This window comes from Pseudomonas sp. SBT1-2, assembly GCF_028640875.1.
GTDB classification, from domain to species: Bacteria; Pseudomonadota; Gammaproteobacteria; order Pseudomonadales; family Pseudomonadaceae; genus Aquipseudomonas; species Aquipseudomonas chlororaphis_I.
The window spans coordinates 1-22218 of sequence record NZ_JAQZAA010000104.1 but is presented as its reverse complement, the minus strand read 5'-3'; the positions used below and the strand labels follow the sequence as shown (position 1 = coordinate 22218).

The window sequence follows — 22218 nt, the reverse complement described above, 5'->3', positions numbered from 1 at the left end:
TGCCTGGATAAAGGCGTTGGCCGGGTTGCGACGGCTACGCCGCCGATCGCAGCCTGCGGCAGCGGCTACAGGGATCGCGGTGTCGGGGTATCCGCTGCCGAGCCCGCGAGGCTGCGATCGGCAACGCAGTTGCCGCAAAACCTGCCTCCGCGATCTGCCTGGATAAAGGCGTTCGCCGGGTTGCGACGGCTACGCCATCGATCGCAGCCTGCGGCAGCGGCTACAGGGATCGCATGGATCGCAGGCTGGCGGCTACTGTTGATAGACCTTTTTCAGCAGCCTGAGCAGTTCTTCGCGTTCCTGGTCGTCGAGGGCGGCGGTGGCGTCCTGGTCGCTCTCGGCGGCGATCAGCTTCAGTTCCTTGAGCAGGGTCTCGCCGGTCTTGCTGAGGAAGATCCCGTAGGAGCGCTTGTCCGGCTTGCAGCGCACCCGCACCGCCAGCGCCCGCTCTTCCAGCTTGTTCAGCAACGGCACCACCTGCGGCGGCTCGATGGCCAGCGCCCGGGCCAGGTCGGCCTGCATCAGCCCGGGATGCTGCTCGATGATCGCCAGGGCCGAGAACTGCGCCGGCCGCAGGTCATGGCTCGACAGGCGGCCAATCAGGTTCTGGAACAGTTTCAGCTGCGCCCGGCGCATGGCGTAACCGATCAGGTCGTCCAGGGCGGAGTCCAGGGGCGCCTGGGCTTCGCTGTCGGCGACGGGGGCCTCGGCGGCGGTGGCTATCTTGTTGGAAGACTTGGCCATTGCAGGGGAAATCCTCGGGCTGGCGGTTAAGAAGGCTATCTAGTTTGCCGGGATTAAGCGGGGATAGCCATGACCGATGGCCGATGTTTTGGCCTTAAAACGTTCCGGGCACCTGGGAAAGTTTGGTTAATTTTATTAATAGTTAATTGACATAACTAATTTGTCAGTTTAGTTTTTGCCCATCTCAAGCCAAGAACAAAGAGAGCAATCGCCATGAGCAACTACGAAGGTCGCTGGACAACCGTCAAGGTCGAGATCGAAGAGGGAATTGCCTGGGTCATCCTCAACCGCCCGGAAAAACGCAATGCCATGAGCCCGACCCTGAACCGCGAGATGGTCGATGTGCTGGAGACGCTGGAGCAGGATCCGGCCGCCGGCGTGCTGGTGTTGACCGGCGCGGGCGAAGCCTGGACCGCGGGCATGGACCTCAAGGAATACTTTCGCGAAGTGGACGCCGGCCCGGAGATCCTCCAGGAAAAAATCCGCCGCGAGGCCTCGCAATGGCAATGGAAACTGCTGCGCATGTACGCCAAGCCGACCATCGCCATGGTCAACGGCTGGTGCTTCGGCGGTGGCTTCAGCCCATTGGTGGCCTGCGACCTGGCGATCTGCGCCGATGAAGCGACCTTCGGCCTCTCGGAAATCAACTGGGGCATCCCGCCGGGCAACCTGGTGAGCAAGGCCATGGCCGACACCGTGGGCCATCGCCAGGCGCTGTACTACATCATGACCGGCAAGACCTTCGGCGGGCAGAAAGCCGCCGAGATGGGCCTGGTCAACGAGAGCGTGCCGCTTGCGCAACTGCGCGAAACCACCGTCGAGCTGGCGCGCAACCTGCTGGAGAAGAACCCGGTGGTGCTGCGGGCCGCCAAGCACGGCTTCAAGCGCTGCCGCGAGCTGACCTGGGAGCAGAACGAGGATTACCTGTACGCCAAGCTCGACCAGTCGCGCCTGCTGGACACCGAAGGCGGCCGCGAGCAGGGCATGAAGCAGTTCCTCGACGACAAGAGCATCAAGCCCGGCCTGCAGGCTTACAAGCGCTGATGCAAACCCGGCGGGCGGCAGCGTCCGCCTGCTGTTCGACGCAGCGCCCAGGTGCTGGCGTGAACCGCTCCAATGCATTCCCGATAAAGACAATAAAGAGGAATCACCATGCTGGACGTGCCCCTGCTGATCGGCGGCCAGTCGTGCCCTGCCCGCGACGGTCGAACCTTCGACCGGCGTAATCCGGTGACTGGCGCCGTCGTCTCGCGCGCCGCCGCCGCCACCCTGGAAGACGCGGACGCCGCCGTGGCCGCGGCCCAGGCGGCATTCCCGGCCTGGGCGGCGCTGGCGCCCAATGAGCGACGCAGCCGCCTGTTGCGCGCAGCCGGGCAATTGCAGGCCCGTAGCGCGGAGTTCATCGCCGCGGCCGGCGAGACCGGGGCCATGGCCAACTGGTACGGCTTCAACGTGCAACTGGCGGCGAATATCCTGCGCGAAGCCGCGTCCATGACCACCCAGATCAATGGCGAGGTCATCCCCTCCGACGTGCCCGGCAGCTTCGCCATGGCCCTGCGCCAGCCGTGCGGCGTGGTGCTGGGCATCGCGCCGTGGAACGCCCCGGTGATCCTCGCCACCCGCGCCATCGCCATGCCGCTGGCCTGCGGCAACACCGTGGTGCTCAAGGCGTCCGAGCTGAGCCCGGCGGTGCATCGGCTGATCGGCCAGGTGTTGCAGGAGGCCGGCCTCGGTGACGGGGTGGTCAACGTCATCAGCAACGCCCCCGAGGATGCCCCGGCCATTGTCGAGCGGTTGATCGCCAATCCGGCGGTGCGCCGGGTCAACTTCACCGGCTCGACCCGGGTCGGGCGCATCGTCGGCGAGCTCTCGGCGCGGCACCTCAAGCCGGCCCTGCTGGAGCTGGGCGGCAAGGCGCCGCTGCTGGTGCTGGAGGATGCCGACCTGGATGCCGCGGTGCAGGCCGCGGCCTTTGGCGCCTACTTCAACCAGGGGCAGATCTGCATGTCCACCGAGCGCCTGATCGTCGATGCGCGGGTGGCCGAGGACTTTGTCGCCAGGCTGGCGGCGAAGATCGCCAGCTTGCCGGCGGGCAACCCGGAGGCCGCGGACTCGGTGCTCGGTTCGCTGGTGGACGCCAGTGCCGGCACGCGTATCCAGGGGCTGATCGACGACGCCCTGGAGCAGGGCGCGACCCTGGTCGCCGGTGGCCAATTGGCGGGCAGCATTCTGCAGCCGACCTTGCTCGACGGCGTCACCGAGGCCATGCGCCTGTACCGCGAAGAGTCCTTCGGGCCGGTGGCGGTGGTGCTGCGCGGCGCGGGCGATGAAGCACTGCTGCGGCTGGCCAACGACTCCGAGTTCGGCCTGTCGGCGGCGATCTTCAGTCGTGATATCGGGCGTGCCCTGGCCCTGGCGCAACGGCTCGAGTCGGGCATCTGCCATATCAATGGCCCGACCGTGCACGACGAAGCGCAGATGCCGTTTGGTGGGGTCAAGGCCAGCGGCTACGGCAGCTTTGGCGGCAAGGCGGCCATCGAGCAGTTCACCCAGTTGCGCTGGATTACCCTGCAGAACGGTCCACGGCACTACCCGATCTGAACTCCGGCCCCCGGACCCAACAATCACAAGGCCCCAGCCCCTGGCTGCCAGGTCCCCGGTCGAACTTGCCGGCGATGAGCCTTGATGGAGGACAAACACGTGAATTCCGAATTCAGATCGCCAGCGCCGAACGCGGCCGGCGCGCCGCCTTATCGCCAGGTGGCCATCGCCCATCCCGCGGTCGAGGTCAGCGAAGAGCAGGGCATCCTGCACATGCGTTCTCTGGAGCCCCTGGCCGAGCTGCCGAGGCGCCTGCTGGATCGCCTGGTGCATTGGGCCTGGGTGCGCCCGCAGCAGACCTTTGTCGCCGCGCGCCAGGACGGCGGCGACTGGCGCCGGGTGAGCTACGCCGAGATGCTGGCCAGCGTGCGCGCCATCGCCCAGAGCCTGCTGGGTTACGGCCTGTCGGCCGAGAGGCCGCTGGTGCTGCTTTCCGGCAACGATATCGAGCACCTGCAACTGGCCCTGGGGGCGATGTACGCCGGCATTCCCTATTGCCCGGTGTCGCCGGCCTATTCGCTGTTGTCCCAGGATTTCGCCAAGCTGCGGCATGTCTGCGACCTGATGCGGCCCGGGCTGGTGTTCGTCAGCGATGGCGCGGCTTTCCAGCGGGCGATCGATGCCGTGCTGCCGAACGACACGCCGCTGATCGTGGTGCGTGGCACCGTGGCGGGCCGGCCGCAGCGCGATTTTGCCAGCCTGTTGCAACACCCCGGCGACGCCGAGGCCGAAGCGGCGTTCGCCGCCACCGGCCCGGACAGCATCGCCAAGTTTCTCTTCACCTCGGGTTCGACCAAGCTGCCCAAGGCGGTGGTCACCACCCAGCGCATGCTCTGCGCCAACCAGCAGATGCTGTTGCAGACCTTCCCGGTGTTCGGCGAGGAACCCCCGGTGCTGGTGGACTGGTTGCCGTGGAACCACACCTTCGGCGGCAGCCACAACCTCGGCATCGTGCTCTACAACGGCGGCACCTTTTACCTGGACGATGGCAAGCCGACGGCCCAGGGCTTTGCCGAAACCCTGCGCAACCTCAAGGAAATCGCCCCCACCGCCTACCTGACGGTGCCCAAGGGCTGGGAAGAGCTGGTCAACGCCCTGGAGCAGGACGGCGAGTTGCGCGAGCGTTTCTTCTCACGCATGAAGCTGTTCTTTTTCGCCGCGGCCGGTCTGTCCCAGAGGGTCTGGGATCGTCTCGACCGGGTGGCTGAACAGCATTGCGGCGAACGCATCCGCATGATGGCCGGGCTCGGCATGACCGAGGCATCGCCGTCCTGCACTTTCACCACCGGGCCCTTGTCCATGGCCGGTTATATCGGCCTGCCGGCCCCGGGTTGCGAGGTGCGCCTGGTGCCGGTGGACGGCAAGCTGGAAGGGCGCTTTCGCGGGCCGCACATCATGCCAGGCTACTGGCGCGCGCCGCAGCAGACCGCCGAAGCCTTCGACGAGCAGGGTTTCTACTGCTCCGGCGATGCGCTGAAACTGGTCGACGCCGCCGATCCGCAACTGGGCCTGATGTTCGACGGGCGCATCGCCGAGGACTTCAAGCTCGGCTCCGGGGTGTTCGTCAGCGTCGGCCCGTTGCGCAATCGCGCGGTGCTCGAAGGCTCGCCCTATGTGCAGGACCTGGTGGTGACCGCGCCGGACCGCGAATGCCTGGGGGCGCTGGTGTTTCCGCGGCTGTACGAATGCCGGCGGCTGGCCGGCTTGCCCGCGAATGCCAGCGATGCCGAGGTCCTGGCCAGCGCGCCGGTGCGGCGTTGGTTCGGCGATTGGCTGCAACGCCTCAACCGCGAGGCCAGCGGCAACGCCAGCCGCCTGGAATGGATCGCGCTGCTCGACGAACCGGCCTCCATCGACCGTGGGGAGATCACCGACAAGGGCTCGATCAACCAGCGCGCGGTGCTGCAGTGGCGGGCCGCCAAGGTCGAGGCGCTGTATCGCGGCGAGGAGCCTTCGATCCTGCGCGCCGAGCCTGGCCTGTGAGGGGCGTGGCCCCCTGAGGGCCGCAATATCGCCAGTGCCGTGGCCACGGCACTGGACATCCCCCGGAAGCGCTTTGCCATCGCTGCCGAGGTCGCCATCTTGCGCAAGAGTCCTTTGGCGCATGGTCATTCGGACCACCTTCACCTATGACCCGAGCATCCAGGTGACGCCACAGCGGACCGCTGCGCTGAATGTCTGTTTTCCCTGGTTGCAATCCACGCCCCTTGCATTCAACTGAACCGGCTTCTGGCCCGCGGCTTTTTTCTATAGCCTACGGCTCCGCTTCGCCGGCGCGATGGTGGCTGGCGCGAGCAGGATTTTTTTTGGATGCCAGGATTCGACATACACTGAATCTGCGTTCGTTAAGTGAAGAGGCGAGGGCGTATGGCGGTTGAGCGACGGGATTTCAGTGGCGGCATGAAGGGCAAGAACCTGCGTTACCTGGAAGAAACGCGGGTAGCGCCCGCGGCCACTACCCGGGCGGGTTTCCTGCTGCTCGAACACTTCTCGTTGCCGGCCTTCACCCAGGCCCTGGATACCATCGTCACCGCCAACCTGCTGCGTCCTGCCTTGTTCTCGCCGCGCACCTTTGGCTTGCAGGACGGTGAAGTCACCAGCGACCTCGGGTTGGTGATCCGCCCCGATGCGCGCCTGAGCGCTCCAGCGCTCAAGGATCTCGACCTGCTGGTGATCTGCGGTGGCTACCGCACGGAGCTCAAGGCCGATCCCGAGCTGGTCAGCCTGCTGAAGGCCGCCGCCGAGCTGGGCATCACCCTGGCCGGGCTGTGGAACGGGGCGTGGTTCCTCGGCGTCTCGGGGCTGCTGGAGGGCTATCGCTGCGCGATCCACCCGGAACACCGCCCCGCGCTGGCGGAGATTTCCAAGGTCACCCATGTCACCAGCGAGGCCTTTGTGGTGGACCGCGACCGGCTCACCGCCTCCAGTCCCGCCGGCGCCTTCCATATGGCCCTGGAGTGGATCAAGGGGCTGCACGGCAAGGCGCTGGTCGAGGGTATCGAGGACATTCTGTCGTTCGAGGAGTCCCGCTACCGGCGCATCAAACCGACCCTGCACATCTCGTTGAGCGCGCCCTTGCGCGAGGTGGTCAATCTGATGGACGCCAACCTCGAAGAGCCGCTGCAAATGGAGCAACTGGCGGAGTATGCCGGGCGTTCCCGGCGGCAGATCGAGCGTCTGTTCAAGGAGCAGTTGGGCACCACGCCACAGCGCTATTACCTGGAGCTGCGCATCACCGAAGCGCGCCGGTTGCTGCAGCACACCGAGCTGTCCCAGGTCGAGGTGCTGGTGGCCTGCGGCTTCGTGTCGCCGAGCCATTTCAGCAAGTGCTACAGCTCGTATTTCGGTTACCGGCCTTCGAAGGAAAAGCGCCTGGTGAAATGACCGCGGACGTCAGCGTCCATCAGCGTTCGAGCCACCAATATAAAAGTGTCTCATCCTCGTCATCATCCAGGTTTTTATAGATGTTGGAGTAGTACCACTGAGTCGCTGATCTATCTCGAAACCTGTTAAAGACATCGTTGATCTTCTCCATCCCGTTGCGCGCCGGAATCGCCAACGACAGGTTTCCCTCAAATACACCGTCCAGGGTTCCACCCAACTCGCAGGCCACGGCGTTTTCCAGCCAGGCTATTTCTTCGTGAGGAATAGCGTCCGCATAGATCTGGATGCAGAAATTCCCACCTCGTTGCAAGACGACGGCAGGTTCTTCTCTGTCTTTGATTGAAACAATATCTCCCCGTGCCAGGTTCAGCGCGATACCCGGAGAGGAGAGCAGTTCGTAAGTGTCCTGATCGATCTTGCGAGCGGGCAGCTCTTCAAAAAAAGGGCCGTCATCATCTGCTACATAAACTTGAATCAGAACGGCTGCTTCTTTGTCGATCATATACGGCTCCGTAGCTGTTCTGCTCAATGCACGCATCCATGTTGGTAGGCTTCTGGCGCCAGGGTTGCCAGGGTGGTTCTAGGAGCCAATATATTGGTAGTGGAGTTGAATGTGGCCTTCGCTCGCAGATAGTTCTATGTGAAGTATGGCTTCTCCGGGGCTGCCGTTTGCAAAGAGAATGCATTCCAGCCCTAGGCTCTTGTCATTTGTTTCATACATGTCAATGAACGGCCTTTGGTGTTCTTTGATATCAAAGGCATGCTCTTCTGGAGCAAGGGATAGCTTCGTACCTTGTTCGAAATACTCATCGACAGACTCGTGAATTTCCTCGGCCACGGCGTTGGAAATACTGAATTCAAGCCATAAAGCCTTGGCGTCTCGCAGGTTGATAGTGTCTACGAATTTTTGAGTGATGGCATAAGCCTGCTGTTTTGTAACGGGGGAATTTAAGCCGAGATTATTCATTGGCGATGTGCTCGCGAGAGTTCGATTTACTCAGTATCCATCAGTTTTTTGAAATCACGCCGCTCATGTACTGATGCAGGTCGCGCAGATCCTTAATGCTCCAGGCGTGCGGCGGTATCTTTACGCCGTTCTCTTGCAAGGTTCTTGGAATCAAGTCTCCATTTGGGCGAAGTATGATCGATGACACAATAACGCCCGGGTAATCATTGAGCCGTTTCTTGAAAGCGGATGTCGTAAGGTCGGGTGTTGGCGGGGTGCTTTTATTGGCCAAGGGTCCGGTTCCCTTGATCTCGGCTCCGTGGCACACGGCACATCTCTGGGAGTAGAGTTTTTTCCCGTTGGCATTGTCCGCGAAGGACAGTGGTGTTTGAACGAGCGATAGAATCCCTAGCGAAGCGATGAATAGTACTTTCACTTTCCATGTGGCCTTGTTGTATGAATTTGTCTGGATCGAGGGCAAACCCCGCCGGTGCCACTGCAACACTCAATGCTCTCGATAACATTTGAAGCGAAGCAAAGCCTGCCCATCTCAAGCGCTCGGCAATTGTGACTCAAGAGACTCAGTGTCTTCGATTTCTTGAGGGGCGATCATATTGCTTTTTGGCGCCTGTAAATGACATGGATTCAATCGTTATCGCCTTCCGGCAAGCGCTGCATGGCCCTGTCGGCCGGGTTTAAACCTGCTTGGCCTGGCGCCCGCGCGGCTTGGGTTTTGCCGGCACGCTGTCGCCATATTCGCTCCACCAGATGGCCAGCGCCTCCATTGTCGGGCCCAGCGCGCGGGCCTTGGCGGTGATCTCGTATTCGACTCGTGGCGGCACTTCGGCGAAGACCGTGCGCGACACCAGCCCGTCCTTTTCCAGCTCGCGAAGTTGCGCGGTCAGCATGTGCTGGGTGATGCCGCTAATGGCTTTTCGCAACTCGCCGAAGCGGTAGACCCGCTGATTGAGCAACCACATGATTTCCAGCTTCCACTTGCCTGAGAGCAGGGCGAATGCCCGGCGCATACCCAGCCCTGTCCTGTCGGTTTGTTTAACGCCCACCAGCGCTCACGCCGCCACGTTCGATGCCCGGAAAGGCGCGCGCGTGGCGGCGCGGGCCGCCAGTAGCGCCAGCCCGGCGGCCACCACCAGCACTGCCGCGCTCAGTTCGAAGGTCGCCTGATAACCGCTCAGGTCGAAGGCCAGGCCGCCCACCGTGGCGCCCGCGGTTATCGCCAGCTGGATGATCGCCACCATCAAGCCGCCGCCGGCTTCCGCATTGCCCGGCAGCGCGCGGGTCAGCCAGGTCCACCAGGCGACCGGAGCGGCGGTCGCCACCAGTCCCCAGAGACCCAGCAGGACGCTGGTGACCGACACCGAAGCGCCAAACGCCACCAGGGCCATGGCGATCGCCGCCATCATCAGCGGGATGATGATCAGCGTGCGATACAGCGCGTTTTTCAGGAAAGCTTCGATCAGGAAGGTGCCGGCCAGGCCGGCGACGCCGATTACCAGCAGCATCAGCGACAGGGTCGACACCTGGACCTGGGTGACCGTTTCCAGGAAGGGCCGCAGGTAGGTGAACAGCATGAACTGGCCCATGAAAAACAGGCTGACTGCCAGCATGCCCAGGGCCACCGGGATTCTTTTCATCAGGCTGAAGGCATTGCCGGTGCCGGCGGCAGGCTGCGCTTTCAGCGGTGGCAGGCTGACCAGCAGCCAGACGGAGGCGAGAGCGGCCACTGGCACCACGCAAAAGAACGCCCCGCGCCAGCCGATCAGCGAGCCGAGGAAGCTACCCAGGGGCGCGGCGATCACGGTCGCCAGGGCATTGCCGCCGTTGACGATGGCCAGGGCGCGCGGCACCTGGTTCTGCGGCACCAGGCGCAGGGTGGTGGCCGCCGACAGCGACCAGAAGCCGCCGATCGCCACGCCGATCAGCGCGCGACCGGCCATGAAACTCAGGTAGTCCGGGGCGAATGCCACCAGGGTTCCGGAGACGATCATCAACAGGGTCAGGGACAACAACAGCCGCTTGCGGTCGACCCGGGCCGCCACCGAGGCGATCAGCAGGCTGGTGAACAGGGCAAACAGGCCGGAGACGGCAATGCCCTGGCCGGCTTGCCCCTCGCTGACCTGCAGATCCGCGGCGATAGGTGTCAGCAGGCTGACCGGCATGAACTCGGAGGCCACCAGGGCAAAGGCGGCGAGGGCCATGGCCAGCACGGCGCCCCAGGTGTGCCGGCCCTCGGGCGATTCGGCGTGGAAGGTAGCGGTCATGGAGACAGGTTTCCTGTATGGCTGGAAACGCCCGTGCTGACCGACACGCTTTTGCGGGCCGGGTCTTTGCGGGTGCTTCTGTTTATAAGTGGGCGCACGGCAGGTGCGTGAATGACGACAGACAGCCTTGCCGGTCAGCCGCCCCGGCGCTGGAGGAGGTCCAGTCGAGACCGGGGGAAAACGCGGCACCGGAACCGGTACCGCGAAGCAAAAGGGTGCCCAAGCTGGGCACCCGCCGGACCGCTTAAGGTGGCTCGGGATCAGGCGATTGCTGCGCTCAGCCCGCCAGGGTGGCGTTGTCGATGACGAAGCGGTACTTGACGTCGCCCTTGAGCATGCGTTCGTAGGACTCGTTGATCTGGTCCGCGCGCACCAGTTCGATGTCGGCGACGATGCCGTGCTCGGCGCAGAAGTCGAGCATCTCCTGGGTCTCGGCAATGCCGCCGATCATCGAGCCGGCGAGGGTCCGGCGCTTCATGATCAGGTTGAACACGTTGGGCGAGTCATGCGCAGTCGCCGGGGCGCCCACCAGGGTCATGGTGCCGTCGCGCTTGAGCAGCACCAGGAACGCGTCGAGATTATGGGGCGCGGCGACGGTGTTGAGGATCAGGTCGAAGCTCTTGGCGTGGGCGGCCATTTCCTCGGCATTGCGCGACACCACCACTTCGTCGGCGCCCAGTTGCAGGGCGGCCTCGCGCTTGGCGTCGGAGGTGGTGAACGCCACCACGTGCGCGCCCAGCGCGTGGGCCAGCTTGATGCCCATATGGCCCAGGCCACCGATGCCGACCACGCCGACCTTCTTGCCGGGCCCGACGTTCCAGTGGCGCAGCGGCGAATAGGTGGTGATGCCCGCGCACAGCAGCGGCGCGACGGCGGCCAGTTGTTCCTCGGGGTGGCGGATGCGCAACACGTAGCGCTCGTGAACCACGATCTGTTGCGAGTAGCCGCCCAGGGTCCAGCCCGGGGCGTCCGGGGTCGGGAAGTTATAGGTGCCGATCATGCCGTCGCAGTAGTTCTCCAGGCCGTCCTCGCAGTCGGCGCAGTGCTTGCAGCTGTCGACGATGCAGCCGATGCCGACCAGGTCGCCCGGGCGGAAACCGTGCACATGGACGCCGACCGCCGCGACCCGGCCGACGATCTCGTGGCCGGGCACGCAGGGAAATTGCGTGCCTTGCCACTCGGCGCGTACCTGGTGCAGGTCCGAGTGGCAGATGCCGCAGAAGGCGATGTCGATCTGCACGTCATGGGCGCCGGGGGCGCGGCGGGTGATCTGCAGGGGTTGAAGAGGTTGGTCGCCCGCATGGGCGCCATAGGCGTTGACTAACATTGCACACTCCATCCAGCGTTACGTTGGATGGTCATTTTCCCGGCCAGGCCCAAGTGGCCTGTAGTGCATTACGCTGGAATTCTTGCCCGATTCTCTGGACTTTGCTTTTTTCGGTAGGACGCCCCGCAAGGGCCGGGTTAACGTTTGGCGAGGAGGGTACACACCGACATGACACACCAACACGACAGCCGCGCCCAGACGCCCCAGGAAACCCTCGCGCGCATCATTGGCGCCTGGATCAAACACTCGGGGGACTATTCGACACCTATCCCCGGTCTTGGCTTCTTTCGCCGCGAGATCCCTGCGCCGCCCTCTGTGTGCATGGTCGAGCCGAGCATCATCCTCGTCGCCCAAGGGGCGAAACAGCTGTGGGTCGGCGGCGAAGCCTACCCCTACGACACCTCGCGCTTTCTCGTCACCTCACTGGACCTGCCGGCCAATTCCGAGGTGACGGCGGCCAGCCTGGAACAACCCTGCCTGGGGCTGGGTTTCAAGCTCGATCCACGGATGCTGGCGGAACTGGCCGCCCAGGGCGGGCTGCTGCAACCTCGCGATCGAAGCACAGGCAAAGGCGTGGGCATCGGCACCGCGACCCCGGCCATGCTCACCTCGTTCGTGCGCCTGCTGCAGCTGCTGGACGAGCCCGAAGCCATTCCGGTACTGGCCCCGCTGATCCAGCGCGAGATCCACTACCGCCTGCTGATGAGCGACCAGTCGGCACGGTTGCGGCAGATCGCCTCCGTCGACGGCCAGGGCCACCGCATCGCCAGGGCCATCGATTGGCTGAAACTGAATTACACCGCGCAACTGCGCGTCGATGAACTCGCGTCCCGCGTGCAGATGAGCACACCCACCTTCCACCACCACTTCCGCCAACTCACCGCCATGAGCCCGCTGCAATACCAGAAATGGCTACGACTGACCGAAGCCAAACGCCTGATGATGAACGAACACCTGGACGTATCGAGCGCCGCCTTCAAGGTCGGCTATGAAAGCCCGTCGCAGTTCAGCCGTGAGTACAGCCGGCTGTTTGGCGCGCCGCCGAAGCGGGATATTGCGCAGTTGCGGGGGGTGTAGGGGAGGGAGAGTAGGAAGTACCGAGTCTTGTAGTCACTTGATTTGAAAAACTGGTTACTAGTTTTCTAAGGAATATCTCGATGAGAGGGCCACGAGGCCTAATGTCGACAATAGATAGGCTTTCCGCCGAAGTGCGGTAGGCGGAAAGCTTCCCATCATGATGCACAGGGCAGTTACTTTCGCCAGCGCTCGATGACCTGAGCGAAGACAACATCGCGCCATTCTGTTTTCCACTCATTATGAACCTTGACGCTTTGCGAATGAGGTTCCGGGACCGGTAGCGGCATCTTGATAACTGCCGGGAGCAGCACTGCGTCACCGACCACTACGCACTCGCCCGGAGCCAGGTTTGGCAGGATCTCTGTGATCGAATTGGCGTTATCCGGAAAGAGCCGCCGTACGTATGTCTGATCCGCGTCGTTCGTCAGGCGCAAGGAAATGAAGTTGTTACACTGGGCAAAAATTGTTTCTGATACTTCCGAGGGCCGCTGGCTCACCACCATTAGGCTCAGACCGTACTTCCGCCCCTCCTTTGCGATCCGCTCGATGGACTTGCGGGACGCGCGATAGGCTGCGTGATGGTCCCGAGGAACGTAATTGTGTGCCTCTTCACACACGAGCATAACTGGGATGTCGTTGAGCTTACCTTGGGCGTGCTGCAGCTTGGAATAGTGAAAGCAGAAGTCGAAGATGAGGCGAGAGATCAAGCTTACTGTGATGCTAAGTACCTCGAATGGAACGCCGCTTAAGTCCACAACAGTGACGTTTGCCTTATCGAGGTAGCCGATGAATTGCTTCATCAATGTCTCGAAATCCCCGGTGACATGGTCCTGCCCATCAGCCTTTTTCGCATTCAATAGAAATCGGAGGCGCTTGTCAGACAATTTCGCCTCTAGCCGGGAAACGAACCTGTTGAACTCCCCGTTGAATGGCCCGTTGGTTGCCTTGGTAGCTGCAGCAGCAGAGTTGGTAATGAAGTCGTGAATTTTTTCGAAATAGACTGTCCGATTAGACACCAAATCTCCGCTGGCTAGCTTTGGCTTATCTTCTCCAGGCAGCCGCCCGATAACCTCACGATTAAGGTTTTCAATGAAGTAGTAGACTTCCTTGATCGAAAAGTAAACCGGTGTGTCATATGTGACCTCCAGAACGTCGGGATTGTGCTTTTCCTTATTCAACACAACAGCTTGCTTGAATTGGCTGACCTGGTTATGGGAGTTCGCCTCGTTACTTTCTATGAACATGCTCTCGAGCTCTTCCGAATTCATCAACCAGTACGGAAGCTGCAGAGAATCAATGTCGAGCCGACTCAGGGTAAAAGACTCTTCCTCTTTCAACGTAAACGCAGCAGTGTATTCATCGTGGATGTCGAATATCACTATATGCGAGTTATTTTGCCTGTCCTTGTTATTGTTTTTATGTTGGGAAATACCAACGATACCCTGCAGCACACTCGCTACCGTGCATGACTTACCAGAACCGGTCGAACCGACAACGGCAATATGTTTGCTGAAAAACCTGTTGCCATTGATCATGAGATCGGTGGCTTTGTTCAATGAAAGTTTTCCAAGCGGAAAATCGTGATCACCATCCGCGGAGAAGATCTTGTCTAGAGTATCTTTTTCCGCAATGAATGCATGCTCAGTTGGCACAGGCAGAAGGAGACTGCCGCGGTCAAACGTCTTGTCCTCAATTAAGGTTCCAATCGCTTGGCACTCAATCTGAAAGCTCCAAATTGTCTTTCCATCTGGACTAATGGTGTTTGTGCCCTTGATGTTTCGGATGGTGGCAATTGTGAAGTCATGGTTACCTTGCGCAATTTTCAAGAAGCGACCAACTTGTAGTCCAACTTTGTTTCTCTCGAACGCTTCAAGATTATCAACCGCAACTATGACAGCTTCTGGTGCACACGAAAGTACAGCTCCAATTTTAATAGGCATTGCTTATCCCCATCATGTACTTGATTTCGTCGAATTTTTCCGCACCTAGAATTTCAAGATTTACGTCTTTGAAGTCTAGATTTTCTATGTCTCCGTCACCGATAACAAAAAAATCATCTGCCTTAGTTTTAAGTGCCAGTTTTTTATAGTCATCCCAACGGATAAACCTCAGAGCAAACTCCTTCTTATCCTTTTGGATCATTGGCTCACGGAAAAAGTTGGCCTCGGAGAATGTCTTTACTGGCCGTCCTAGGTTTGGTGTCACATCCTTGCCAATCAGTCGCTCCGCAATTTCATCAAATAGTTCTTGCGGGGCATCCAGAGAAAAAAGCGGAGTGTGCGTATGTGAGACTTTGAAGTGGTACTTATCTATGAATGATTTGATGAAGAGGACAATCTGATCATCGAACTGCTCCAGGAATTTTGGAAATATGACCAAATGGCGAAGGCGCACGTTTGCGTTTAAGTTTTCTTTAAGTTGCTTACGTCGCGTCTCTAAAATTTTATATCGCGTTTTGAGTGCAAGCGTCCATTGAGATACCGCTGTAGATCTGATTCGACGCAATATTTCCAAAAAATCCTTCTTTGTAATTTTTCTCAGTTTTTCATCGTGTTTTATACTCAAGTCGGCAATGATTTGAATGGCATTCGGGTAGAACAGCGTTTCCACTTCTCCCTTGTTGAAGCCAAGAGCCTCAATCTGTTTGGAGTTTTCTTCCATTAAATCGCTGTATTTAGGGGTTACAGAAACGGCAAATACTTTCAAGAATCCATCAATGTCAACTCCATCAACCTCGGCGATCAAGTCTTTCAATTCCTTGTTTTTAGAATTTAGCGCTCTTTTGAGTTCGTTCGAGGATATGTTGACTGCCGGATTGTTTGGGAAATGTGCAAATAAATGGTACTGGATTTTTGCGCCCGGGTTGGACTTGAAGTGCTTCATCATCTGAAGCAATGGGTCATAAAGAATGCTCGGTGTGTAGTTGTTCTGCGTCTCGTGGTACTTGCATTGAATTGCCTTGATTCCAGCAAAAGTTGCTACTTCAATATCTTCGACAATACCCTCGATAGTGATCGTCGCATCATCCGCGGCCTTCAGTAACTCAGAAAGTGTCTGATTAAATTGGTATAGGAATCCCTGGATTGTGTAATCTGCCGAACGTCCCATTTTGGCCTCCGCAAGTTTTAATTTTTATATTACGTGTCACTCCGAACTGTCCAAGACTTTGAATGTAGGCCCCGTTAGAGGAACAATAGCAGAGTAGTGATCGATCGCATTAAATGTCGGCAACTGCTTTGGGTCGGTTAGCGACCACCACGCACCTTGACTGATCCACCCTTGTCTTCTCTCAACGTGAAGGACAAGCCATGAAGATTATTCGTACATGCAGCCATCAGCCTTGGAACAAAGGAAAGCTCATCGGGCGTGAAAGCCCCCGCTTCGAGTCAACAGCGGACGGTCTCCTGGGAATGGCTTTCAATCGAGAGAGCAGTCATTCGTCTCGAGTCCGTATTTCCTGGCTCTGTGGCCTCATTGCGCGGGACATTGGTGAGCCACAGACTTCACCCAGTTAGGTGTCATTTGGACCACTTCTGAGGCATTTGGTCGACACGCGTTCCCAAGACTTGGAATACGGTTGATCGTTCTCGGTTGTTTTCTCTTCGCTCTAGTGGCCGTGGGGTAAGCAAAATAATCGTAAGTGCGCATTGTCATGATTGGGCTCCTGTTCCTTTCCTTGCGCGATTACCCTGCGTATTGCTCCCATTTTTTGATCGCCGCTCTGGCTGCTCTCTCTCCAATACCGCTGACGAGCGAGTCGGCAAAAGCCAAGTGCGCTTCCATATAGCTGTCAAAATCTTTTTCCGGTGCGCCATTCGAAATTGCACGGCTCCACCAGGAAAACGCAACCACAAGCTTGCCGAGTTCGGGGTCATGCTGACTTTTCATCCGGTCAAGCCCGCCATCATTGAAAGCGACAGCCCAGCCAAATGCTTTTGCAAAATCTCGAACCTTTTGAGGTTGGGATCCGCGCGCAAGCTTTTTATGAATAACCGCATGAGTTTGTCGATCCTCTTTCAACGACGGGACGTATAGGAGCCCGCAGATACGGCAGGTAGTAGCGCTCATAATGCTATTCCTTCACCTCATGGGTGTCCGGCTGATGACCCTTTTGAGGCCGGGGCTTGCGATATGCAACTGAGTGGGTTTTTTCCAATTTCGTGTTATGAGGTTTAGCTGATGGTACGCAGATCTGCTCTTGAATTACCGCTTTTGGTTGTGGACTCGACCGGCCGCGCACGACGGTCAGCAAACGCCCCGTCCCGCCTCGCATCCGCCAGCTACTCCATTAACCACGCTGTACAGCTATTCGGCGCTGTAGATCATCGGCCCGGCGCATCGGCGACGTTTCAGACGCGCCTTGCCGCTGTCGAGGATGTCGCAAATCATCCAAGAGGATGATGTACCTGACCACGCAATCTTGTGCTTATATCGCCCGTCTCGAAAAAGGCCAGGAACATCAGGATGAAGACCCAACGGCTACCAACGATGCCGCGCTCATGAAAACGCTGTTGATCGCAATCGCCCTGGCACTACTGGCGGTGTTCTATGTCGGCTATTACCAGGCGCTCGAGGACGGCGATATCGAGACGATTGTCTTCATAAAGCAGTATCCGACGGTTCAGATGAAGTTCTACAACCTGCACGCCAACGATGGCGAGATCAGGAGAGTCGAGCGCCTCACCGAGCAGGAGCGGCGCTGGATCATCGATTACTGCCGCTACCGGCTGGGCATCGACACTGCCTTGACCCGCCAGGACGATGTGGAAATCTGCGGGAAAAAATAGCCATTGAGTGGCCGCCCGGAATGCTGCGCGTCGCTGGCTGGCGGTGAACGCGGCACTAGATCATGGACGCCAGCTCTGCCGCCCAACGGCCACCACTTAAACCCCACCATATCGATACACCGTCGCACTCCAATACCGACTGCCGCCATTAGGTGCTTGGCGAGTCCATCCCTCTGCCTCCAGTTGCCTGGCGATCAGTCGATTCATAACGCCATGGCCGAGCAGCAGAACCGGTCCGTCGCTGGCGAGGGCCTGAAGGCGTTGCGCGGCGGTTGCATCGGGTTTGAAGAGCATGCTGTGTAACCATGGTCGGCAGAGAGCGGTCAAAAGAGGCCACCCAGAAACTCAACCCCGCACCAGGTAGGCTCCGGGAGGAACCCGATCGCGCAGTTTCTTGCATTTGCCGGGCTTGGGCTGATGCCCCGGCGGGCGATCGGGAAACCAGATTCGACATTTACCCGGAGGCGGCCGATGGCCACGGGGAATCTCAATCTCGTCGTAGGTGGAGGCTGGCTCGGCGGACGTCATTCGCAGTTGCCCTTCGGGGCTTGGCCTGTCATCCGTTGGCCAGTTCGCGGCGCTCTCCGCCGCCTCGCGGGTGAAGGTTTCAGTGCGGCGCTCAGTGTCCTGAGTGGGCTGCTCGGCGGCGACAATTTCTGCTGCACGGCGCCTTTTAACCTCTTCTTCCAGGCCCTCCCTTACGGCAACCAGACGCTCATCGGTGTTGGGTGGGTTATTCGACGTCTGGGCCTTCTGCGCCGCCTGGATCAATTGGAGGTTGCGATTGCGTAACGCGAGGTTGCGACCGACCCGCATGTTGGAGCGCGTCGCCAGCGCTTCAGCCTGCTGATACTGCCCCTGCTGAAGACGCAACACGCCGAGGTAGTGCAGGGTCGCGGGATTGTTCGGCTGGATATGCAGGGCACGCTCCAGCGTGGCGGCGGCCTGGTCCAACTGGCCATCTGCATACTGCTGCGAGGCGGATTCAATCAGGGTTGTTGATGCGGTGTTACTTTGCTGAGAGGCTTTGCGCTCGGCCGCAACCGGACAATGCGACGTGACTGCGCAGAGCGCCAGGATCAGACCCGGCAGAAAACGCTTGGTTGGCATCAGGGGGCAGACTCGGTTGATCATCGACGGCACGCTCGTAAAACAGGCCTTCAGCGCTGTTCGGCCGGGGTGTGTTCACTGTCCCGTCATGACCGATGAAGGGGCTGCTATCGACCTGGCCAGTCACCTGAAGTTCCCGCAGGAACGGTCCCAGTGGCGATAGCCGACGAGTAGCCGAATCAGTGCTACAGATGACGCGGTCTGGAGCAGGGCGGAGTCCTGCGTGGTTACGCAAAAAATGGCTCAAGTAGGATGTATGGCGAGTCGGGCCGAATGCGGACAGATGGGCAAGCCCGTGCAGTTACCCATGAGAAAAAGGAGAGGTGTGCATGCAGTCGTTCAAAGTGCGCGAGCTACGCAGTACGGATACGCAAGCGCTGCTGGCTTTCGAAACCCGGAACCGTGAGTGGTTCGAATCCCATATCAAGGCGCGCGCCCCTGCTTTTTATTCGGTGCAGGGCGTCGCCGAGCATATCGAGGGCTACCTGGCCGGTTTCGCGGCTGGCACCTGGCACCCCTTGGTGATCGAGGATTGCAGCGGAACCATCATCGGCCGCGCCAACCTGAAAAACATCGATAGCGCGCAGGGCTCCGCCGAAGTCGGCTATCGGATTGCCCAAAGCGCTTGCGGCCAGGGGCTTGCGACACAGGCGCTGCGGCATCTGATCCAGCAAGCGCGGACGCGCTGGCACCTGACGCAGTTGGTGGCTTATGTCTACAAGGACAATCTCGGCTCGACCAAGGTGGTGGAGCGCTGCGGGTTCTTGCTTGAGCCATCCGCAGAAGACGGCAAGGCGGGAGACGAGCGCCGATTTGTTCTCCCGATCTAGATAAGGGGTCTAGCCGTTTACCGCACTTGCGACTCTGACTGTTGGCCTGCAACCGCTACGCCGCGCCAACCTCTTACCCACGCCGTTCGGCCACCAGCAGCAACGACTGCGGCACCGGGCTTTGCGGGTGCTGCGGTTCCTGCAGGCTGGCCAGCTGGAAGCCGGCCATGTCCAGGGCATTCAGCCAGCTGGACAGGGTGCGGAAGTACCACGGCATGGGCTGCCACTGGCCCTTGAAGCCGGCGAAGGTCTCTTCGCGCCAGCCGTCCTGATAGTCGCCGGCCGCCGCGCTCCACGGATGCAGGGTCTGGATCGCCAGCGCGCCGCCGGGGGCGAGCAGGGCGTGCATGGCGGCCAGCAGCGGGATGATGTCCTGGTGCAGCAGGGCGAAGTTGGCGCAGATCAGCTCGTAGTCGCGGCCGATGTCCACCTGCGCTTCCACCAGCGCTTCATAGCTGGCCACATGCACCGTTGCCGAGCCTGCGGCGCGCGCGGCCTCGACCAGGGTTGCATCGCCATCCACCCCGACCGCCTCGATGCCCCGTTGCGCCAGGGCCCGCAACAGCCAGCCTTCGCCGCAACCCAGGTCGAGCACACGTTCGGGCTGACGGCCCAGCACCGCCAGCAGGATCGCCTGGTCGGTGACCTCGACGCGGCTTTCGATGGCGCCGCCACGGATGGCCTCGATCCAGGCCTGGGCGTTGTGCTGCCAGCTGTGCAGAAGGGCAGTCTCGGAGGTGGGCATCTCGGTGTCCTCAGTCGGGAGGTGGATGCCAAGCATAGGGCAAAAGCAGTTCCTGCCGGGACCCTGCCAGTGCCCGTTCGCGCCCGCGACGCAGGCCGAGCCAGAGCCGGCTGCCACCTTCGTCCTGGTTGCCCCCAAGGCCAAGGGCGAGCCGCAGCGCCTGCTGGTGTACGACAAGAAAATTCAGAGGGCGCGCTTATTCGTCGTCATTCGTCGGCGGGTTCGACTACCGTCTAGGGGCCCTTCAGAACAATCTGAATCTCCATCCCCGCATGTTTCGCGAGATCGGGATCGGGCATTGTGGCAGCTCGAGTCGGCAAGGTTTTCGAGGGGGAACCGAGCGGACGGTACAAGGCTCGCTATCGCCGAGTCGTGCCCTTGAGCCGCTATCGTCATTCAACCGAAAAAAATGCTATGCAAAAGGCCCGGCAATGGGCTGTGACAACCCCTCGCGAAAGTCTTTGGTAATGCCGACTCGTTCTTTACAACAACATATAGAATGGACTTGTTCATGATCAAAAAGACGTTGTTCGTACCACTCGCCAGTACGCTTTTATCGTTGGCCTGCGCTCAAGCGATTGCCTCTCCCTATTCCAACTTCATCGTCTTCGGCGACAGCCTCAGCGATGCCGGGCAATTCGCCGACCCCGGCGGCCCCGCGGGAGCCACCCTGCGGGCTACCAACCGCACAGGGCCTATCTACCTGGATGGCAGCGGTGAAGTCTATTCCGCCAACGCAACGCAATTGCTCGGCGCCAAACTGGGGTTCTCCGAGGACCAGCTCGCCGCCTCGACCTCGGCCACCCGCGCCAGCGAAGGCCTGCCTGACGGCAACAACTGGGCGGTCGGCGGTTATCGCACCGACCAGATTCTCGATTCGATTACCACCACCTCGACCGCCGGCAGCCGTAGCCGCCCGGGTTATCTGGTGGCCAACCATTTGCGCGCCGACCCGAATGCCCTGTACTACCTGTCGGGCGGCGGCAACGACTTCCTCCAGGGCCGCGTCACCAGCCTCGACCAGGCCAATGCAGCAGCTGGTCGCCTGGTCGACAGCGTGCAGACCCTGCAACAGGCCGGCGCCCGCTACATCATGGTCTGGCTGCTACCGGATATCGGCCTGACCCCGGCAATCAACGGCAGCCCGTTGCAAGGGTTCACCTCCCAACTCAGCGCCCAGTTCAACACCGAGTTGGTGCGGCAACTACAGACGGTCGATGCCGAAGTCATTCCCCTCAATATTCCCGTGCTCTTGAAGGAAAGCTTCGCCAACCCGGCACAGTTCGGCCTGGCCACCGATCAGAATCTCACCGCCACCTGCTTCAGTGGCAATGGCTGTACGGAAAACGCCCGCTATGGCATTCACAGCGCCACACCTGACCCGAGCAAGTTGATCTATAACGACTCGGTCCACCCCACCGAAGCCGGCCAGCGGCTGATCGCCGATTACGCTTACTCCCTGCTGGCAGCGCCCTGGGAAATAACCCTGCTCCCGGAAATGGCCCAGGGCACCCTGCGTGCGCACCAGGATGAGTTGCGCAACCAATGGCAGGCCGATTGGGAAAACTGGCAGGGCGTGGGTCAATGGCGGGCGATTGTCGCCGCGGGTGGCCAGCATCAGGACTTCGACAGCCAGCGCAGCGGCGCCAGTGCCGACGGCAACGGCTTCAACCTGAACATCGGTGGTAGCTACCGGCTCGACGAGGCCTGGCGAGTGGGCGTGCTGGCCGGCGCCTATCGGCAGAAGCTCGAAGCGGGCAGCAACGATTCGGACTACAAGCTCAACACCTACCTGGGCACCGCCTTCGTCCAGTACCAGCAAAACCGCTGGTGGGCCGACGCGGCGGCTACCGCCGGACACCTGGACTACGACAACCTCAAGCGCAAATTCGACCTGGGCCCCAACGAGCGCGGGGAAAAAGGCGACACCAGCGGCGACATCCTGGCCTTCAGCGCTCGCCTGGGCTACGACATCGCGCAGCAGGCCAGCAGCCCGTGGCACCTGTCGCCGTTCATCAGCGCCGACTACGCGCGGGCCAAGGTCGACGGTTACTCCGAGGACGGCAGCGACTCCACCGCCCTGACCTTCGATGACCAGAAACGCACCTCACGGCGTTTGGGCATCGGCCTGCAAGGCAAGTATCAGATCACCCAGCAAACCCAGGTGTTCGGCGAAATCGCCCACGAAAAGGAATACGAGGACGATACCCAGAAGCTGACCATGGCCCTCAACAGCCTGCCGGACAACAACTACACCCTCGAAGGCTATACCCCGCAGACCAACCTGAACCGCCTGAACCTCGGGGTCAGCCACAAGCTCACCCAGGACCTGGCCCTGCGTGCCAGCTACAACATCCGCAAGGACGATGACTTCACCCAGCAAGG

The 22218-nt window shown here is 60.4% G+C and carries 20 protein-coding genes and 1 pseudogene; 8 read left to right on the top strand and 13 right to left on the bottom strand.

All coding sequences use genetic code 11. The features are described 5' to 3' along the window. Positions 1 to 252 precede the first annotated feature (252 nt). Complete coding sequence (locus PVZ78_RS21850; protein ID WP_273829247.1) at positions 253 to 744, bottom strand: MarR family winged helix-turn-helix transcriptional regulator; 492 nt, start codon at positions 742 to 744, stop codon at positions 253 to 255. Positions 745 to 957: 213 nt separating this feature from the next. On the opposite strand from PVZ78_RS21850, the gene PVZ78_RS21845 reads away from it, so the two are divergent. The 4 genes from PVZ78_RS21845 (at position 958) to PVZ78_RS21830 (ending at position 6729) form a co-directional block, all read left to right on the top strand. Beyond that, positions 958 to 1788, top strand: a complete 831-nt coding sequence (locus tag PVZ78_RS21845; RefSeq protein WP_009049514.1) for a p-hydroxycinnamoyl CoA hydratase/lyase — start codon at positions 958 to 960, stop codon at positions 1786 to 1788. Between the two features lie 108 nt (positions 1789 to 1896). Further along, on the top strand, positions 1897 to 3345 hold the full coding sequence (locus PVZ78_RS21840) for an aldehyde dehydrogenase (RefSeq protein ID WP_273829246.1): 1449 nt from the start codon (positions 1897 to 1899) through the stop codon (positions 3343 to 3345). Between the two features lie 99 nt (positions 3346 to 3444). Beyond that, the gene (locus PVZ78_RS21835; protein WP_273829245.1) at positions 3445 to 5328 is read left to right on the top strand and encodes a feruloyl-CoA synthase; all 1884 of its coding nucleotides are present in this window, start codon (positions 3445 to 3447) and stop codon (positions 5326 to 5328) included. A 384-nt stretch (positions 5329 to 5712) separates the two neighbouring features. Further along, entirely contained in the window at positions 5713 to 6729 is a 1017-nt protein-coding gene (locus PVZ78_RS21830) for a GlxA family transcriptional regulator (protein ID WP_198919038.1), read from the top strand. 19 nt (positions 6730 to 6748) lie between these two features. Here PVZ78_RS21830 and PVZ78_RS21825 read toward each other — a convergent pair whose 3' ends face one another. The 6 genes from PVZ78_RS21825 to PVZ78_RS21800 form a co-directional block, all read right to left on the bottom strand. Continuing rightward, complete coding sequence (locus PVZ78_RS21825) at positions 6749 to 7231, bottom strand: DUF4265 domain-containing protein (RefSeq protein WP_273829244.1); 483 nt, start codon at positions 7229 to 7231, stop codon at positions 6749 to 6751. A 78-nt stretch (positions 7232 to 7309) separates the two neighbouring features. Beyond that, a complete protein-coding gene (locus PVZ78_RS21820) occupies positions 7310 to 7696 on the bottom strand; it encodes a hypothetical protein (protein ID WP_273829243.1) in 387 nt (128 codons plus the stop codon). A gap of 40 nt (positions 7697 to 7736) precedes the next feature. Further along, entirely contained in the window at positions 7737 to 8111 is a 375-nt protein-coding gene (locus tag PVZ78_RS21815) for a c-type cytochrome (protein WP_273829242.1), read from the bottom strand. Between the two features lie 259 nt (positions 8112 to 8370). After that, positions 8371 to 8703: a winged helix-turn-helix transcriptional regulator gene (locus PVZ78_RS21810; protein WP_016704039.1), complete on the bottom strand. Its 333-nt coding sequence runs from the start codon at positions 8701 to 8703 to the stop codon at positions 8371 to 8373. Between the two features lie 42 nt (positions 8704 to 8745). Then, positions 8746 to 9957: an MFS transporter gene (locus PVZ78_RS21805; protein WP_273829241.1), complete on the bottom strand. Its 1212-nt coding sequence runs from the start codon at positions 9955 to 9957 to the stop codon at positions 8746 to 8748. A gap of 277 nt (positions 9958 to 10234) precedes the next feature. Beyond that, positions 10235 to 11284: an NAD(P)-dependent alcohol dehydrogenase gene (locus PVZ78_RS21800; protein WP_009049506.1), complete on the bottom strand. Its 1050-nt coding sequence runs from the start codon at positions 11282 to 11284 to the stop codon at positions 10235 to 10237. A 168-nt stretch (positions 11285 to 11452) separates the two neighbouring features. On the opposite strand from PVZ78_RS21800, the gene PVZ78_RS21795 reads away from it, so the two are divergent. Next, a complete protein-coding gene (locus tag PVZ78_RS21795) occupies positions 11453 to 12361 on the top strand; it encodes an AraC family transcriptional regulator (protein ID WP_210532546.1) in 909 nt (302 codons plus the stop codon). Positions 12362 to 12534: 173 nt separating this feature from the next. Here the strand turns inward: PVZ78_RS21795 and PVZ78_RS21790 are convergent, their stop codons facing one another. From PVZ78_RS21790 to PVZ78_RS21780, 3 genes are all read right to left on the bottom strand, one after another. Beyond that, the gene (locus PVZ78_RS21790; RefSeq protein WP_273829240.1) at positions 12535 to 14301 is read right to left on the bottom strand and encodes an ATP-binding protein; all 1767 of its coding nucleotides are present in this window, start codon (positions 14299 to 14301) and stop codon (positions 12535 to 12537) included. After that, positions 14291 to 15469, bottom strand: a complete 1179-nt coding sequence (locus PVZ78_RS21785) for a hypothetical protein (protein ID WP_273829239.1) — start codon at positions 15467 to 15469, stop codon at positions 14291 to 14293. The genes PVZ78_RS21790 and PVZ78_RS21785 overlap by 11 nt, the downstream gene beginning before the upstream one ends. A gap of 576 nt (positions 15470 to 16045) precedes the next feature. Then, a complete protein-coding gene (locus PVZ78_RS21780; RefSeq protein ID WP_273829238.1) occupies positions 16046 to 16429 on the bottom strand; it encodes a C2H2-type zinc finger protein in 384 nt (127 codons plus the stop codon). A gap of 431 nt (positions 16430 to 16860) precedes the next feature. On the opposite strand from PVZ78_RS21780, the gene PVZ78_RS21775 reads away from it, so the two are divergent. Beyond that, on the top strand, positions 16861 to 17148 hold the full coding sequence (locus PVZ78_RS21775; RefSeq protein ID WP_273829248.1) for a hypothetical protein: 288 nt from the start codon (positions 16861 to 16863) through the stop codon (positions 17146 to 17148). Positions 17149 to 17244: 96 nt separating this feature from the next. Here PVZ78_RS21775 and PVZ78_RS21770 read toward each other — a convergent pair. Then, positions 17245 to 17421: pseudogene (locus PVZ78_RS21770) on the bottom strand (histidine phosphatase family protein); the annotation flags it as partial. Between the two features lie 72 nt (positions 17422 to 17493). Then, positions 17494 to 18258 carry a tetratricopeptide repeat protein gene (locus PVZ78_RS21765; protein WP_124303981.1) on the bottom strand — a complete coding sequence of 255 codons (765 nt, stop codon included), beginning with the start codon at positions 18256 to 18258 and terminating at the stop codon, positions 17494 to 17496. Positions 18259 to 18587: 329 nt separating this feature from the next. Here PVZ78_RS21765 and PVZ78_RS21760 point away from each other — a divergent pair, with 329 nt between their 5' ends. Further along, positions 18588 to 19088: a GNAT family N-acetyltransferase gene (locus PVZ78_RS21760; RefSeq protein ID WP_038633215.1), complete on the top strand. Its 501-nt coding sequence runs from the start codon at positions 18588 to 18590 to the stop codon at positions 19086 to 19088. Between the two features lie 73 nt (positions 19089 to 19161). Here PVZ78_RS21760 and PVZ78_RS21755 read toward each other — a convergent pair whose 3' ends face one another. Continuing rightward, entirely contained in the window at positions 19162 to 19833 is a 672-nt protein-coding gene (locus tag PVZ78_RS21755) for a class I SAM-dependent methyltransferase (RefSeq protein ID WP_028682335.1), read from the bottom strand. A gap of 511 nt (positions 19834 to 20344) precedes the next feature. Between PVZ78_RS21755 and estP the strand changes: the two genes are divergently transcribed. Then, the coding region (gene estP, locus PVZ78_RS21750; protein WP_273829237.1) for an esterase EstP at positions 20345 to 22218 on the top strand (1874 nt) is incomplete at its 3' end.